This window comes from Sporolactobacillus inulinus, from assembly GCF_006539285.1.
Taxonomy (GTDB): domain Bacteria; phylum Bacillota; class Bacilli; order Bacillales; family Sporolactobacillaceae; genus Sporolactobacillus; species Sporolactobacillus inulinus.
The window spans coordinates 1-17,019 of sequence record NZ_BJMS01000014.1 but is presented as its reverse complement, the minus strand read 5'-3'; the positions used below and the strand labels follow the sequence as shown (position 1 = coordinate 17,019).

The 17,019-nt window shown below is 46.9% G+C and carries 10 protein-coding genes and 1 pseudogene; 9 read left to right on the top strand and 2 right to left on the bottom strand.

From position 1 onward, the window contains the following. Positions 1-177: 177 nt before the first annotated feature. The 4 genes and pseudogenes from SIN01_RS03080 to SIN01_RS03065 all read left to right on the top strand — a co-directional run. Positions 178-288, top strand: a pseudogene (locus SIN01_RS03080) (ATP-binding cassette domain-containing protein); the annotation flags it as partial. Between the two features lie 433 nt (positions 289-721). Further along, positions 722-2,707, top strand: coding sequence for a GH32 C-terminal domain-containing protein (locus tag SIN01_RS03075; protein WP_051577763.1), 1,986 nt, complete (start codon positions 722-724; stop codon positions 2,705-2,707). Between the two features lie 162 nt (positions 2,708-2,869). Continuing rightward, entirely contained in the window at positions 2,870-4,294 is a 1,425-nt protein-coding gene (locus SIN01_RS03070) for a C69 family dipeptidase (RefSeq protein WP_028975807.1), read from the top strand. A gap of 460 nt (positions 4,295-4,754) precedes the next feature. Beyond that, positions 4,755-5,711, top strand: a complete 957-nt coding sequence (locus SIN01_RS03065) for a ketopantoate reductase family protein (RefSeq protein WP_028975808.1) — start codon at positions 4,755-4,757, stop codon at positions 5,709-5,711. A gap of 108 nt (positions 5,712-5,819) precedes the next feature. Here the strand turns inward: SIN01_RS03065 and SIN01_RS03060 are convergent, their stop codons facing one another. After that, positions 5,820-9,764, bottom strand: a complete 3,945-nt coding sequence (locus tag SIN01_RS03060) for a S8 family serine peptidase (protein ID WP_141305943.1) — start codon at positions 9,762-9,764, stop codon at positions 5,820-5,822. 361 nt (positions 9,765-10,125) lie between these two features. On the opposite strand from SIN01_RS03060, the gene SIN01_RS03055 reads away from it, so the two are divergent. The 3 genes from SIN01_RS03055 to SIN01_RS03045 all read left to right on the top strand — a co-directional run bounded on the left by SIN01_RS03055 (position 10,126) and on the right by SIN01_RS03045 (position 12,991). Next, on the top strand, positions 10,126-11,019 hold the full coding sequence (locus SIN01_RS03055; RefSeq protein WP_141305942.1) for an AEC family transporter: 894 nt from the start codon (positions 10,126-10,128) through the stop codon (positions 11,017-11,019). A gap of 92 nt (positions 11,020-11,111) precedes the next feature. Beyond that, positions 11,112-11,741 carry an HAD-IA family hydrolase gene (locus SIN01_RS03050; protein ID WP_141305941.1) on the top strand — a complete coding sequence of 210 codons (630 nt, stop codon included), beginning with the start codon at positions 11,112-11,114 and terminating at the stop codon, positions 11,739-11,741. A gap of 122 nt (positions 11,742-11,863) precedes the next feature. Continuing rightward, positions 11,864-12,991, top strand: coding sequence for an iron-containing alcohol dehydrogenase family protein (locus SIN01_RS03045; protein WP_141305940.1), 1,128 nt, complete (start codon positions 11,864-11,866; stop codon positions 12,989-12,991). 132 nt (positions 12,992-13,123) lie between these two features. Here SIN01_RS03045 and SIN01_RS03040 read toward each other — a convergent pair whose 3' ends face one another. Then, positions 13,124-14,149: an LCP family protein gene (locus SIN01_RS03040; protein ID WP_174842568.1), complete on the bottom strand. Its 1,026-nt coding sequence runs from the start codon at positions 14,147-14,149 to the stop codon at positions 13,124-13,126. A 234-nt stretch (positions 14,150-14,383) separates the two neighbouring features. Here SIN01_RS03040 and SIN01_RS03035 point away from each other — a divergent pair, with 234 nt between their 5' ends. Then, the gene (locus SIN01_RS03035) at positions 14,384-14,758 is read left to right on the top strand and encodes an OsmC family protein (RefSeq protein ID WP_141305939.1); all 375 of its coding nucleotides are present in this window, start codon (positions 14,384-14,386) and stop codon (positions 14,756-14,758) included. Between the two features lie 141 nt (positions 14,759-14,899). Further along, on the top strand, positions 14,900-16,846 hold the full coding sequence (locus tag SIN01_RS03030; RefSeq protein ID WP_170214984.1) for a methyl-accepting chemotaxis protein: 1,947 nt from the start codon (positions 14,900-14,902) through the stop codon (positions 16,844-16,846). The last annotated feature ends 173 nt before the right edge of the window (positions 16,847-17,019 follow it).

Genomic DNA, 17,019 nt, shown 5'->3' with positions numbered 1-17,019 from the left:
TCCGAAGGCTTTTTCGCAAGAAAAGAAAGTTTGAAGTTTTGACCAGTTTGTACTGGAATAAATTTCGTCTTCAATAAAATCAGCTCCAGACACGTAAGCGCGAGGCGCTTGCGGAGCGATCCTGTTGATCGCAGGCCAGGGGAGACCCGCAGGTAACGGTATGTACGAGGAGGCTCCCAGTTGTCGGGCGGCGAACAGCAGAGGGTCTTTTTGGCACAAGCACTTGCTCAAGAGCTTGAGATCTTACTTATGGATGAACCGATGAATCACCTTGATTTGGCCTATCGGTTTTTGGTCCTTGTTGCCTTTAGAATCACTAGGCACAAAGCATGATTCTTCGATTTGAGTCAATCAGCCTATGCTTTTCAGTGTTTTTTTCCCTTAAGTCAGTGTGTCTCATCACGATAAAAAAGGCAGTTAGTGTGCTTTTTCTCTGGGCTGTGTTTTCATTTTCAATCTTAGTGTTTAAAAATACTAAGGCGTGCACTGGAAAATGTCCGGCAACTTTTCCTGCTGCAATCGAGAATTCTACGGTGAATCAGTGCAACACACAAGGTTGGTATGGAAATTGCTGGATTTAGTGCGGCGGATGAAACCAATCGTGCTCAGATTCGTTGAGATGCATTAGATTTTGTATCCGGAAGGAAGGAGGAGGAACGATTTATTTGTGAAATGATCGACCCACAAAATGAAAACGCTTAACTAAAGGGGAGAAAAACGATTGAAAAAAATACTAACGTCTTGGATTGCTGCGCTGCTCATTCTCGGGATCATTGGATCGGTATTTCCTGCACAGGCGAAGGCAGCAGCTGGCTCCTATCAAGAACCTTACCGCAATCAGTATCATTATTCGGCGAAACAGAATTGGCTGAATGATCCGAACGGGTTGATCAAATACGACGGCGTTTATCATATGTTCTATCAATATAATCCTCAGGGGAATGAGTGGGGAAACATGTCTTGGGGGCATGCAACGAGTACGGATCTTGTTCATTGGAAGGAACAGGATGTCGCCATTCCGGAGAGTGACGAAAATGCATGGGTCGATTTCTGGATGAAGACAAAGGACGATGCAAAACCGGTTCATTATCTTGGCCGCCCGACAACAAATTGGGATGTTTGGAATCCGAACGGTAAGCGCTACATTTTCAGCGGCTCAGTGATTTTGGATAAAGACAATGTCGCAGGCTTTGGAAAAAATACACTGATTGCTTATTATACAAGTACCTATCAGGTTGCCGTTCGCGATGATGATTACAGCAAAGATCAACTTGGCAACTTGCTGGGCATCCGTGAAGTCCAGGAACAGAACATGGCGTACAGTACGGACGGTGGCAAGACATTTAAAAAGTACAACAACCAGAATCCGGTTATTCCGGTAACCCAAGTACCGACCAGTGATGCGGGAAATTTCCGTGATCCGAAAGTTGTTTATGATGAAGCGAATAAGCAATGGGTTATGCCGGTCGTTTCCGGGCAGGAAGTTGATTTGTTTACGTCAACAAACTTGAAGGACTGGACCTTTCAATCGGCGATTAAGCGCGCACATGATGTCGGCAATGGCGTTTGGGAATGCCCGGAACTGATCCCGATGAAGGTCAAAGGCACGAACAAGACAAAATGGGTGCTTTCGCTAAGCGTGCAGCAAGGGGCACCTGCGGGCGGATCCGGAATGCAGTACTTTATCGGCAATTTTGATGGGAAAAAATTCATTCCGGATTCTGATGAAACGATGAAAAATCCACAGTGGCTCGATTTCGGTGAGGATTTCTATGCCGGTGTTACGTTTGGGGAAACGCCTGGACGAACGATCATGCTTGGCTGGATGTCGAATTGGAACTACGTTGGTGAGCAGAAGACCACACCATGGCACGGAGAGATGACCTTGCCGAGAGAATTGACGCTCGTTCGTGACAATAGCGGCTATTCATTGAAACAGGCGCCTGTGAAAGAAGTGAATCAATTAAGCCAAGGGGAAACAGCTTTAGATGTTCGGAAGATTCATGCGCGCGCTCAATCAGAAAAAACGATCGATATCAAAAACTTTTCCGGCACGCAGTATAAAGTCAGCGCTGATTTTTCATGGAAGAAAAATCAAGCACCGAATCGTCTTGGCGTTAAACTCAGAGCTTCGGAAGACGGTTCGAAATACGTTGCAGTTGGCTATGACCCAAGCAGCAAGCAGGTTTATCTTGATCGAACAAAAGACGGCGAATCGATCACAAGACAGAATACCAAGGTGAAGCTGGACGGAAATCCAACCAACATCAAACTGGCGGTTTACGTCGATACGTCTTCGATTGAAGTATTCGTGAACAATGGAGAAAAAGTGCTGACTCAGGTGGTTTATCCGAATCCCGAACAGCCGTCCGATTCAAAAGGGCTGGCATTCTTCGCGGAAAGCGGAAAAGTGACCATTACCCGGGCTGTCGGCGAGCATTTCGAAAGCATCTGGGGCAACAATCCAACAATCAACGCCCCTGATCATCAGACGGTCAGCTATCGATCTGAATTCGATCCGCTCGATGGAGTTCGCGCGCAGGATCCAAAGGATGGCGACTTGACTTCGGCAATCAAGGTATCCGGCGACAAAGTGAATACCAAGAAGCCGGGAACGTATCGCATCACGTATACGGTTTCGAATGTTGCAGGCGTTCAAGCCAAACATCAAACTACGGTTCGCGTAACGCCGCGTGAAAAAAAATAACCTTTTCATCAATCAGGCAGGCTGCTTTACAGCACCTGTCTTTTTTCTGTCTTCAGAGAAAACCAATGTGTTCACGGGCAATGTTCACGGTCGGAAAATTGAGTTAATATAGGAGTAAGTTTACAAGCTTTTCAAACTATTTATGAACAAAGGGATGTCGCAATGAAGAATAATTCACATGCGGCTTGTACGACGGTGCTGGTCGGCAAGGGCGCAACATTAGATGGCTCAACGATGATTGCCAGGAACGGGGACAGCTATGAAGTTCTTGTTCCGAAAAAAGTGGTCGTGCATGAGCATCAAGTACTGGAGAAAGAAGAAAACTACGTATCTCCAAACAACCGCTTTACGATCACATTGCCGAAGGAACGCTTCCGCTATACGGCGATTCCCGATCGCGAGGATCGCTACGTCACATTTGAAGATGCGGGAATCAATGAGAGAAATGTCGGTATGAGTGCAACGGAAAGCATTTACGGCAATCCGCGCGTGCTCGGTTATGACCCGCTTGTGGAAAACGGGATTGCAGAAGATTGCATGGTTACGGTTGTGCTTCCATACATTCATTCGGCGCGCGAAGGTGTGCTGCGTCTCGGAGAAATTGTTGAAACCTATGGTGCGGCCGAATCAAACGGTGTTCTGTTTTCAGATAAGGATGAAGTTTGGTACATGGAAATTGTGACCGGCCATCTGTGGGCAGCGCAGCGGATTCCGGATGATTGTTACGCGGTGGTCGCCAATCAATCGGCGATTCAGGAAATAGATCCTTACGAGAAAGAGCATTTTTTGATGGCGCCGCAGCTGGTTGATTTTATTGAAAAGCATCATTTAAATACGGGGAGCGACACCATCAACTTCCGCAATGTTTTTGGACGGCAGAATGTCTTTGACCGTCATTACAATACCCCTCGTGTCTGGTACGGTCAGAAGTATTTGAATCCGGATAGTGAACAAGATCCGCAATCGAATGAACTCCCGTTTCTGCGCAAAGCTGGTCGGAAAATCGGTGTCGATGACATTGCCTATATTCTGGACTCGCACTATCAGGAAACGGTGTATGATCCGCTCGGCTCCGGTAGCGAAGCAGAGCGTACTTTGTTCCGCGCGATTTCGCTCAACCGGACGCAGGATTCGCATATTTTGCAGATTCGTCCCAATGTGCCGGATGCGTTTGCTGGTATTCAGTGGATTTCGCTTGCCGGAACGTTCAGTCCTTATGTTCCTTTTTACACGAACATCACTTCTGTTCCTGAATCGTATGCGGTGACGCCGCTTAAGCTGTCGCTTTCCTCTGCATACTGGCTCTACAAGACGATTCCGGTGATTGTCGAGCCGCACTACCATGCATTCCTGAAACAGGTGCAGGACTATAAGGAACAGCTTTTCAGCAGTTATCTTGGCACGCTCGAAGCGACCGATGAACAGGCGGGTAAGCTGGATGAGCAGGAAATCACGAAATTCTTGACAAAGGTGACCGGTGAAAATGCGGGCCAAGCGCTTGAAGCCACACGCAAGTTGCTCCAGGATTTGACGATGCAGGCGATGTCACTGTCAAAATTGACCTTCAATATGGATAAAAACTTGTAATGACGCATGTTTTTGCCAATAGATTGATTGTGACGACGAAGGGGTGTCACGCAGGTAACAGCGCGCGAGGAGGCTTCCGGACTGCCCGCGTCCCGCGCCTAGTTGATGCGAGCGGCTGAAGTGGCGTTCAAGCACCAGTTCGATGGATCAAAGCCGCAAGGAAGACCCCGCAGGGATTGTGGTCTGAGCCGAGGAGGCTTCCGGACTGCCCGCGTCCGCGCCTAGTTGATGCGAGCAACCGAAGCGACGATTCAGCACCGAAAAAACGCGAGCCCATCACGCATGGTTGTTAATTAAGGACGAGGCGCCTTTAGCCCGGTTTTTCTAATACTATCAGAAAGTATAAAGATTATAAGGAAGATAGTATAAGTGCAACTAAGGCTCCGCCAGCGCCAGAGGCTTGGCCTCGCCAAGTTTTCTTTAAATTAACGTTTTACAAATAGAGAATGGAGTGATCAAAATGAAAATAGCGGTCATTGGTGCAGGAGCAATGGGACTGCGCTACGGAATCTTGCTTCAGGAAGTCGGCAATGATGTCGATTTTGTGGAACCGTGGGCGCCGAGCTATCAGGCCATTTGCAAACAGGGCGGCGTGCAAGTCTCGCGCGACCATCAGAATCAGCATCTAGTACCGGTCGATGTGTACCGTCCGGATGAATATACGCAAACTCCGGATTTAGTGATTTTATTTACAAAACAGATGCAGTCGGAAGAAGCGATGGTGGCCTGTCGCCATTTTATCGGTGAAAAAACGTATGTGCTGACCAATCAAAACGGAATTGGATCGGTCGATGTCATTCGCCGTTATGTGCCGAATGAACGAATCATTGCCGGAATCGCGCTGATTGCGACAGTGCTTGATGCACCGGGAAAAGTTGATTTCATGGGTGCTAAGGGTGCGGGACATACGCAACTGGTTAATGTGACCGAAAAACCGGATGATTTTACGGATGAAGTGGTTCGCGAATTTGAACGTGCGGGCATGAACCCGACGCTGCAGACCAATTATCTGGGTACTCTGTGGGGCAAGCTGCTGATGAATTCGGTGATTAATACACTGTGCACATTGATGGATATCACGATGGGCGAATATGTCGCTTATTCAGGGGCGGATGATCTTTCGCGTCGATTGATCGATGAAGGCTATGCGGCGGGAGTTGCCGACGGCGTGCGCTTTATGCAGAGTCGCGAAGAAATGCTTCAGATCATCGATCACGAAAGCTCGCAAGTAAATCCGCTGCATCATCCATCCATGTACCAGGATATGGTCAACGGCCGACCGACCGAAGTCGACTACATCAACGGACATATTGTAAAAACAGCGAAAAAACACGGTCTCGAAGCGAAAAGTCATGAAATGCTTGTGAATTTGCTGCATTTGGCGGAAAGTGCCAAACAGTTAAAAATGGCGCATTAATTGCTTGTTTTGCATTAGAAAAATCGGGCACACCTTGTCCGAAATAGAAACTATTCCATAAAAAAAGGTGTCCGGATCGAATCCGGACACCTTTACTATTTGATGAGATTACTGCAGTTTTTTACGCCGCATCAGCTGTACTGCAAAAACAAGGAAGAATACACCCAGACCGATGAACCAAAGGTTGGATTGATCCCCTAGCGCCGGAAGAAAATGATTCAACAAGCTACTTGTCTTTGCTTGTTGGAGATGGGCTGCTTGATCCTTAGCAGCGGTTTTGGTAGCATCGCTGCTCTGTGATGATGCCGCATTTACCGACGTGCCACTGTTTGATTGGTCGACCGGCGAAATCAAGGATGAATCGTCCTTTTTCTGATCAGCAGGCGCATTGGTGTTTGAACCGTCTTTCTTCTGATCCGCAGATGTATTGGTACTTGAATTACCATTGTTCTGCTCGACAGGCGGATTTGATGCTGGAGGGGTCTGATCCGTATTTTCCGGTGGCTGTGTTCCTGAGTTTTCACCAGGAGCAGGATTTCCGGATGACTGGACTCCATCTTTGACTTTAATTTCATTAAGCCGCTTCAGCAATGCGGTTCTGTCTGGTCCGTCAGGAAGCGCGTCAACGAGTATACGAGCTGCTTTTACATCAGCAGTTAATTGTGTGTGTTCTGCTTTCTCAACTGCTTTTGTCGCATTGACAAGAGTCAACGCCAATGCATTTGCTGCATCAATCGATGCTTGAACTGTGTCCAGCCGTTTGCTTAATGCGGTTTTGAATGTGCCATCCGGTAAGGAGGCAATAAGCCTGCGCGCAGCATCGACATCGCTCTGCAACTTGCTTTTTTCTGCTTTGTCGACCGCAGCTTTTGCTTCGGCTTGTACATCTTTTTTAATCGAGAAGAACGCTGATTCGCTTGTTGCCGTTGAGTAACCAACGCCGTAAATAAAGAATTTCGTTGCTGTATCGGTTAGGGAATGATAAGAAATCGGGTATTTAAAGCTTCCGTCTGCAGCGACCTTAACTTGGATCGCCTTCTTAAAATCAGCCTTCCCATCTTTTCCGGTTGGTACGACTTGAATGGCGTCGCGTGTTCCGTTAACCGCTCCGTGGTAGTCATAGCGTTGTGTCCATGTATTCCATAAATAATCGAGCGCCGGGTCTTTCAGATTGCCTTTGATCCAAAATGCTTTTTCCTTTTTTCCAGTTTCAGGATTGAGTTCGGTTGTCAGATCTGACGGTTTGACTGTGTAAGCACTTGATTTCGTTTCAAGAGATAATGAAGGTTTTTGATCCTTGGAATCTTGATCAATAACTGAAATTGGAACGATAAGGTCAGTTCCTGCGTCGTTTGGATCATCATTGACAAACCAGTAGTCGAGGAGATAGTCGCCAGCCGGTGCTTGTTTGGTTTCATTGCTTGCGAGATCAAGGTAGGTTCCGTTCCAGGCATCTCCAAGCTTTAGCTCGCCTGTTTTATTTTTAATCGCAAAGATATTGGCGACGCCGAACGGTTTTCCGGTATTGGCGTCATAAACGATGATCCATACGGTATCTTTTGGCGAATTCATCTTCACGTAGCCATCAACATTGTCGTTTTCCCATGGATAGTGGGACACATCACCGCTGTCTTTAAGCGTTATATAGCGGTCAAGGTCGGCGGATGCGGCCACCGGCTGTTTTGCAACGGTTGTTGAAAATGGGATTCGCGTTGTGTCTAAACCGCTTGTCGCGGTGATAAATCCTTGATAACTGTTGTAGGCGGTCCCTGATGGAAGATGCAACGTCAGCTGAATGGAAGCATTTCCGCCTGCAGGAACGGTGACTGATTTTGGCAGATCGAGTGTTAATCCGCCATTTCCGGGTGCACCCACATTTGCTCCATTGAACGTACCTTTTAGCGTGAATGTCTTTGTACGGGAACCACTATTGTGTATCTTAACTGTTTTGCCGACGTCGCGCGCTTTTTGATCAAAGAATGCGCCGAATGCCGCGGAGCCGGTTAAATAAGGAATTTCTTGCTTGACGCCGGAATTCAGATCCAGCGATGTCGCGGTGTTCTGAACGGTAAATGTTGTCGGATGATTCAATGCTTTATAAGCATCAATGCGACCTGCGCCAGCTTCAAAAACGGACCATGGTTTGCTGAGCGGATCCGTCGTACTCATCAAATCTGATTTTACTTCTGCTGGGGTCAACGTCTTTCCTTCCGCTTTTGCTTGACTATACAGGAGTGCGGCCACGCCGGTGACATGCGGAGCGGCCATTGATGTGCCGTCCATCATCTGATAAGCGTAGGTGTAATCGTTGGCGTTGTCCGGTGCGTTGATGTAGTAAGGAGCTGTCGAGTCAATGGCAACGCCCGGTGCCGTTAGATCAGGCTTAATGTCATAGGTCATGCCAACCGGACCTCTGGAACTGAAATCGGCAAGATTGTCTCCGGACTTTTCGATGGTGTGCATGGTGCCGAAGTTCACTTTCAGTGTTGGATTTTTCTTCAAGGCAGCGACTAAGGCATCGCCTTGCGCTTTGTTCAGGCTGAAGGAGGGAACGTAATTCTTTGATGAGCCAAAATTGTAGTCGAACATGACGTCCGAATTGTTATAAATAATCGCAAACTTTGCACCGTGTTTTTTCGCATTTGCAAGATTATCAACAAAATAGTTGCCGCCCCGTTGGATGAGGGCGATTGAATCTTGCGCTTTCAGAGCATTATCGTCAAACTGTCCTTCAAGACCTTGGCCGCAATCAACCACTGCATAGTCTTTGCCTTGCAGTGGTGCAACGTCGTCGCCGAGTCCGGTCGCAATGTTGGTCAGGTCAAGTTTGAGATCACCTGCTGATCCATTGAATGCCGGCGTGCTTGTCGGCGAGTCACTGGCGCCAACGGTGATCGCAAGCGGGGACGTTCCCGGCGATCCCAATGTCCCTGCTGAAGGTCCGGAATTACCCGCCGAAATAACGGCCGTTTTTCCGGCTAGTGAAAAATTATTAATAGCAACCGAATCAGCGCCGTAAGGCTGATTATCCGAAGAGCCAAGGGACAGATTAATGACATCGATTCCATCTGTATAGGCACGGTCGATTGCAGCGATAATTCCTGAGGACGCGCCGCTGCCATAGGGACCGAGGACGCGGTAGACGTGGAGTTCGACATCGGGGGCGATGCCAAGTTCAGATGCAGCAATCGTTCCGGAAACATGCGTTCCGTGGGAGGTGTAGTATTCACTGCCCGTAACAGGATCGATTTCCGCTTCGCCGCTCTTTTTCCAATCATTATACGTTGTTTCCATCGGATCATTATCGTTATCGATGAAATCATAGCCGCCGCTGTAGACATTCTTGAGTTCCGGATGATTGTAATCAATCCCTGTATCTAGAACACCGACTTTGGCGCCTTTACCGGTGATCCCAAAGTCTTTGCGTGCTTTGTCAACGCCGATTTGTGGACGGCTTTGATCCATGTTAGCAGAAACTGCGTCTTCAGCTACCTTTGTTATTTTATCTTCGGGAATGCGGACGATTTGATCTTTCCAAACTTTTTTAACGTAAGGAAGCTTTGCGATGCTTTTGATTTTATTGCCGGGCAGTTTAACGGCCATTCCATTAAAGGTTTGCTTAAATTCATAGCCAAACTGGGTGGAGGAAGCTGCGAAACTTTTTACTTTTGCCGCACTTTGTAAGGAAGCCTTAAAATCGGCATGTTCTTTATTAATGGCTTGCAATGCTGTTGCGGATGAAAAGGACTTCGCTGATTTGAGTGAGGCGCCTGGCTTGTGGGTGGCAAGCGGGTCTGTCGTAAATTCTACGATAATCGCTTGTTGTTTGCTCGTGTCGGTATTGAGCCCTTGATCAATGTCAGCACTTTTTTTCTTGCTGTCAATCGTCTGCTTCAGGTTCTGGAGATCTGCTTTATTCAAGTCCATGGGTTTGATCGTTTCCACATGGCGCTCTGCATGGGCAGATGCTGTTGAAAATGAAAAGACACTCGACAGAACAAGAATGAAAATGAGTAATCCTGCGATCCACTTCATGTGGCGTGTGCTTAGCATGTAATCCCTCCTGATTAATCGATAAACGCGTTGAGAATGTTGAATCTTATAAAAAATGCGTTTATTTCAACAATTAAGAGAATCGTAGCAAAGAAACAATCATTGATAAATCATAAAAAATCATCAAAATACAACAGAATTTGACAAAACTAGCGGTCATGCAGCATTGAACGCACCTATTTTTACAAAAAGGTGTGGAACCATGCTGAAAAATGGAAGAAAAAAATTAGTCCTTTTACTCGGATATTGGTAACAATCTACGAAATCGTTCCAATCTATGAAAAGTAATGCTTGTACTCGGCATTTCCGAAAACGTAAAATGATAGAGAGAATAAAAGTGCGATGGAGAGAGGGAACCTTTTTGCTGATTTTTGTTGATGTGATTTTACCGGTATTCTTCATTTTTTTTAGCGGTTATCTTTTACAGAAAATTTTCAAACTTGATTTGCTCCCGATCTCGACGCTTGCGGTGTATCTGCTGATTCCATTCTTAGTTTTTGATACGTTCTACACAACGCCAATGGATCTGAGTTTCTACTATATTGTGGTGACTTCGGTGATCATTATGGTGGCGCTGATTGCGGCCGGACTGCTTCTTTGCCGGTTCTTTCGTTATGATAAAAGCGAGCGGAATGCGTTCTTGCTTTCGACTATTTTTCCAAACAGCGGCAATTACGGTGTGCCGATTATTTTATTTGCTTTCGGAAAACAGGGCGTCTTATATGCGATGCCGTTGATGATTTTTCATGCCATTCTTATGGGAATCGTGGGCATCTATATTGCGGCAAACGGAAAAGGGAGCGCGAAAATGGCACTGCAGACCGTGCTGAAACAGCCGATGAACTATGCGATTATTCCGGCGCTGCTGCTGCAATCCTTCCATATAGAAATTCCGGCCCACTTTCTGCAAAGTATCGAACTCGTCAGCGATGCATCGATTCCGGTCATCATGGTCATCCTCGGGATGCAGTTGGCGAATGTTGATGTACATAGAATAAGTTGGGGACGAATCAGTCTAGCAACGGTCGTACGGCTTGTTTTGTCGCCGTTGATTGCTTATTGGGTGTGCTTGATGTTCCCGATCGATCCGCTTTTGCAAAATGTGATTATCGTGATGGCGGCAATGCCGAGTGCGGCGAATACGACGCTGTATGCGATCCAGTTCAATGCCAAACCGCAATTTGTTTCCAGCTGCACGCTGATCACGACTGTGGCGAGCGCTGTGACGCTTGATGTACTGCTCAGCTTGTTTTAAGCGGTGTCGTTTGCTCCCGAGCTGCATACACTCTTACAGACTTATCCGTGGCTTGAGTCCCATAAACTAGGTGTACAATTGAGGTGATTCGGATGTTGAAAGCGATCCTGTTTGATTTTGACGGAACCTTGGCAGATTCGCGAGAAGCGTTTCTGACGGCCTATAATAAATTAGCACAGCGGCATGGTTTTGAAAGAATGACCCATCCGTTGTTTGAACAATTGAGGGCGCGCTCAATGCGGGAACGCTGCAAGGCGCTGCATGTACCTTTTCATAAAATCCCTTTCTTGATCGGTGAAATCTCGCGCTACTATCAAGAGTCAATGATGGAGATTCCATTGATGAAAGGTGCGCGGGAAATGGTGCAGGAGTTGCGGGAGGCGGGCTACCGCTTGGCGATTCTATCTTCGAATGAAGAGAAAAATATCCGCTTTTTCCTGAAGATTCACGGTTTGGATGGTTTTTCCACAATTATGTGCTCAAGGAAACTGTTTGCTAAGGATCGGCTGATGAATAGCTATTTGAAACGTCAGAAGTTAAAGCCAGATCAAGTGGTTTACATTGGTGATGAGGCGCGCGATGTTCTTGCCGGTCAAAAAAGCGGTATTCGGGTGGTCTGGGCAGCGTGGGGCTTTGATGGAGCGGAGAATGTGCGAAAAGCAAGGCCTGATTTTATTGCAGAACGGCCGAGTGATGTGCTGCAGCTGGTTAGCGAGCTATAACCCGCGATCAGGGATTATGCATTTGCACAAAGCTTTTTGTTGTGAACACCCTTTGTTTTCCAGCGTGACTGCTCTAAGATGAGAGTAGTACGATGTGATCACGGACAAATGAGGGGGACGCTATGGAGCAATTTTTCTACAAACAGCCGGTACCGGTTGATTTCGGATTTGGCAAGATTAAAAAACTGCCGCAGATTCTCAAGCAGTTCGGTTTTTCGCGTGGATTACTGATTAGTGCACCGTCAATGGTGCGTGCGGGGATTGCACAGCAGCTTATGGAGCAGTCGGATGGAAAAATTATCACTATTTTTTCCGAAATTCAGCCGAATCCTACGGTGTTGAATACAGATGCCTGTGCGATGACCCTTCGCGATAAGCAATGTGATTTTGCGATTGCACTCGGTGGCGGCAGTATTATGGACTGTGCCAAGGCTGCTTGTTTTACAGCAACAACCCCGTACAGTGCAGCCGACTTTTTGTCCGGACAGCGCTCGGTTGACCATGCGGGCATTCCGATGATTGCCGTACCAACAACATCGGGAACGGCAAGTGAAGTGACGACTGCATCGGTATTGACCGATACCGAGCGCGGGGTGAAGGCACTGCTCGGCAGTGATAATCTGTATCCGGTTTATGCACTTGTTGACCCGCAGCTTTCGATGAGCTGTCCGCCTCAGGTAACGGCAGCGAGCGGTTTCGATGTGATCGCGCATGCACTGGAAGCCTACTATGGAAAAAAGCATCAGCCGCTGACCGATTTGGCAGCTGAACGCGCGGCCGCGCTTGCCTTTGATGCACTGCTGACGGCTTATCGCGAACCCAATAACCGAGAAGCACGGGCGAAGATGAGCGAGGCGTCGGTGACTGCCGGCTTTGCTTTCGGACAGACGCAAACGGCAGCCGCACATGCCTGTTCCTATCCGTTGACTCAAGACTTCGGGATTGTGCACGGCGAGGCGTGCGCGTTCACACTGCCATCCTTCTGGCGTTTGAACAGTGAAGAAGGTGCGGAAGCAGAACGGCTGCAGGCTTTTAGCAGACGGCTTGGTTTCGCTAGCAGCAATGCGCTTGCCGATCAGATGGATGCGATGAAAAAGGAAATGCAGCTGTGCACGACTTTAGCAGAGGCGGGCATCCTCGAAGAAGATCTTGATCAATTGGTAAGCAAAAGCTTTGCACCGAACATGCAGAATAACCCGGTGCCGATCACTAAGGCGCGTTTAAAGGCCATTTATCTGCATTTAAAGTGAGCATACATGCAAAAGAACCTCTAAAACTGCAACCGTTTCAGAGGTTCTCTTTTTAAAAATCGATCGCTGCGGCGCTTCGGACCGTAGACAATACCGCCCGTGCAAAAAGCACGGGCGGTTTTTGATCAACTTTTAGTTTGAAAAATACTTTTTGATCGTTGTTTTCAATTCGTTTTCATCAAGAATGATTTGGCTGTTGTTTGCTTTAAGCAGATCATCGCGCATCGTTGCACCGCGGCCCTTAACCTGGCGGTACTTGATCTGTTTCTCAGGATGAAAGTTGTCTTTTACACCTAATCCGACACTGACCATGTCTTCAGTCGACATGTTGGTAGCGATCAAGAATTTGGAGAGTGATTGCATCAGCGCCGGCAGCCGAGTGACGTTGGACGGCTGCATGATCTTTTTTGCAATGCCGATCAGCGCCGCCTGTTGAAGCTGCTGCCGTCCGTAGTCGGTTCCCGGCAGCGAATAGCGCTCGTGGCAGAGCTCGGTGACCATTTCGCCGCTCAGCTTTTGAACGCCCGGGGCAAAGGTTTTGCCTGCATTTTTACCGTACCATGGGTGGGTAAGGGTAACTTTAAACGGCACATTCATTTCAATGCCGTCCAGTGCATCGACCATATACTGCAGCCCCCAATAATTGGTTTCAGCGTAGTAATGAATCGGAACACCGGTGAGGTTGGATACGGCGGACACCGCAGTTTCAATGCCTTTTTTGGTTCCTTGATTCACTTGGGCAATGTATTGGACACTCGTCAGCTTTGTATGCCCGTAGCCATCCATGTAGACCCGGGTATCACGCGGGATGCTGAGCATGTTGTATGTATGCTTGTTTAAATCGGCATGAATTAGCACCATCGAGTCGGTGTGACTGGCCTTTGACCCTTTTCGAGAATCCGAGCCGATCAACAGTGCATTGAAGGTTCCGGCTTTTTCTTTATAATTTTTGGTCTTGCTCGGTTCACCGGTACCAACCGTTTTTAAGTTATTGAAATGGTTAACCGGTTTTAGTCGGTGTAATTCATAGAAGCTCAAAGCAGTTCCGGCAACAAGCAGAATCGCAAGGGTCAGTAAGATATAGCGCCAAACACGGTGGCGTTTTCTTGATCTTCTGGACGAGCTTCGTGATTGTTCCAAATCCTTTTTCTTTCCCATAATTTACTCCTTTTGCGCTGGTATTGAGTGGGCAGCCTGTGATGATTCAGGACGAAATGTGACAAATCCATTCAATTAGTATAGCAAAAAGTATGCGGTTATTTTCAAAATATAGCAATAAAGATAAAGTTTTTTCAGCTGAATCGGCATGTGAATTGAGCGGAAGCGGCACATATTCGCTTAGGCACGGCCATATAATGGAACAAATCCTGCATGAATCAAGGGGGCTGGAGAATGGAACTGATTCAAGAACGTGATCGTTTGGAACTTGTCCACGAACAGGGGAATTGGTGCCTTAAGGAGGGGGCGGGCTTTTCACCGGTGCAGCTCGTTGCAGCGGCGACCGCAGCATGCAGCACCTATGTTTTTGAAAACTTGCTTAATATGCGTGAAGTAACCTATGCCATGAAGAAAGTAGTGCTTGATTATCAGCTTGGCAGCTACTACCCAAATCCGCTGGCACGTATTGATGTGCAATTTGTGATGCAGGCGGAAGGACGTGATCGTGAAGAGGTTGAACATGTCTTCTATCAAATCGCAGAAAATTGCCCGGTGCTGCAATCGCTGCATCCGCGTATTAAAGTGAATGAGTCGATTCGCTTCATTTAATTAAATAGTATTTCACATCCTCTACTTTTTTCCGATATATATATTATGGAGAAAAAAGGGGGATTTTATCGAAATATGTCGAAAAATAGTTCAAAAAAGCATAAACGCTTGCGTTTAAATCTCAAGTTAAAAAGGACATTAATGACTTCTATGATCGTTGTTGCGCTTGTTCCTGCGATTATTGTCGGTGTCGCTTCATTTATCAATGCCAGTCATAAGGTGTCGGAGCAGATTGAACGCAGCGCGACGAATAGTGTCAACTTATTAAACCAAAATATTTCTCAAACGATTAACCTGGAGAAAGAGCGTTTGGATTATTTAGCGAGCCACATATCCGCCGTATCCATAACAAATGGAGAAAATCGAGAAGCCATTAAGACGCTCCTTTCACAGCAACAAGCCGACAGCGGGCTTGCACAGGCTTATGTGGGGACGAAGAAAGGCCGATATGTATATACACCGCAATCATTGATTAAGCCTGAAGGATTTACTCCCGTCACACGGCCATGGTTTATCGATGCAATGAAGCGGCCACATCGTGTTGTCGTTAATGAGCCGTACAATTCGATCCTTGTTAAAGATTATGTTGTTTCATTGTCTTCTACTACCACCGATAATCAAGGCGTGGTCGGAATCGATCTAAATCTCGGGGAGCTTCAAAAAATTTCCAATTCCGTTCGTGTCGGCGAGAGCGGCTATGCATTTATCGTGAGTCCCAGTGGAAAAATTGTTGCGCATCCAAAACTGAAACCAGGGACGAAGGTTCCCAACGCTGCATTGCTTAAAAAGATAAAGAAATCAAGCAGCGGATCTTTGGAAACAAACGACAAAGGGATTGAGAAGAAGGACTTTTATGTAACCAATAAGGATACCGGCTGGGTGATCGTCGGCTCCCTTAACAACAGTGATATTACAAGAAACACCAACAGCATCTTAATGAGTTCAATCCTTCTTAGTGTAATCACGGCGATCATTGCTGCCGTATTTGCGCTGATGACGGTCTACTTCATCATCCGACCAATTAAGAATCTGCTTCAAGTTGCGCATAAAGTCACGGAGAAAGATCTGACGCATCTCGCTGAAAAAGAAGGCTTTGACGAATTTAAACAATTGGGAACGGGTTTCAATCAGATGATTTCATCATTAAACAATGTCCTGATACAAGTAGATGACAAAGCGACTGCTGTTGCCTCATCATCTGAAGAATTAACCGCTTCAACAGAGGAAAATCGCGCAACCTCTGATGAAGTCGCGCAATCAATTCAAGAAATTGCCGCCGGCTCCCAAGAACAGAACCAAAAGGTTGACGCATCTAAGCATAATGTTGCTCGGATCAATCAAGAGACGGAGAAAATAGCTGCACAAGCCACGGTACTTAGCAAACGGTCCGTTGATGCGATGGATTCCGTCAACAATGGAAAACACGCGTTGACCCAAGTCGTTCAACAAATCAAAACCATTCGGACAACCAATGATCAATTTGCTAAAGAATTAAATGATTTGGCAGGAAAGTTGAATCAGATCAGCGACACAAATAATCTTATTAATGATATTGCGGCACAGACCCATCTACTGTCTCTGAATGCAGCGATTGAAGCGGCGCGAGCTGGGGAACATGGTAAAGGATTTAGTGTGGTAGCCGCTGAAATTCAGAAACTCGCCGTCCAATCTGCAGAATCGACCACTAAGATTGCTGAGGCTGAGGCTTCGATTACTGAAAAAGTACAAGAACTCGTACAGTCCATGAAAACGGGATCGCAACAAGTGAGCAAGGGAATCGGTATGGCTGATACCGCCACGACGACGTTTGCTGATGTTGAGAAAACGGTTGCTTCGGTATCAAAAGCAGCGAGTGAGATGTCTGACTCTGTTCAGAAAATTTCAGGGTCTTCAGCAGAAATTGTCGAACGAATTAATGCAATTGCTCATCTGTCTGAGACGACCAGCGGCCTAACGGAAAATGTATCGGCTGCAGCAGAACAACAATCGGCATCAATGGAAGAAATTGCCCATAACGCAACCAACTTGTCGATACTTGCTGATGAATTAAGACAAGTAGTTGCCCAGTTCGTGATTAACAAAGGATAAGAAGGTCCGCCTCAAAACGGCCTTCGTTGTGTTTCCTGGTAGAAAGAGATTTAAAAAGCTTATAAAAAGCAAGAAAAAGGTGTCTCAAACGTCCGCTTTTCACTTTGAGACACCTTTTTAGCATAGACCAGTGTCTTGACCAAGAATCAAAGTGGAGGTCTTGGGCGCCAGCG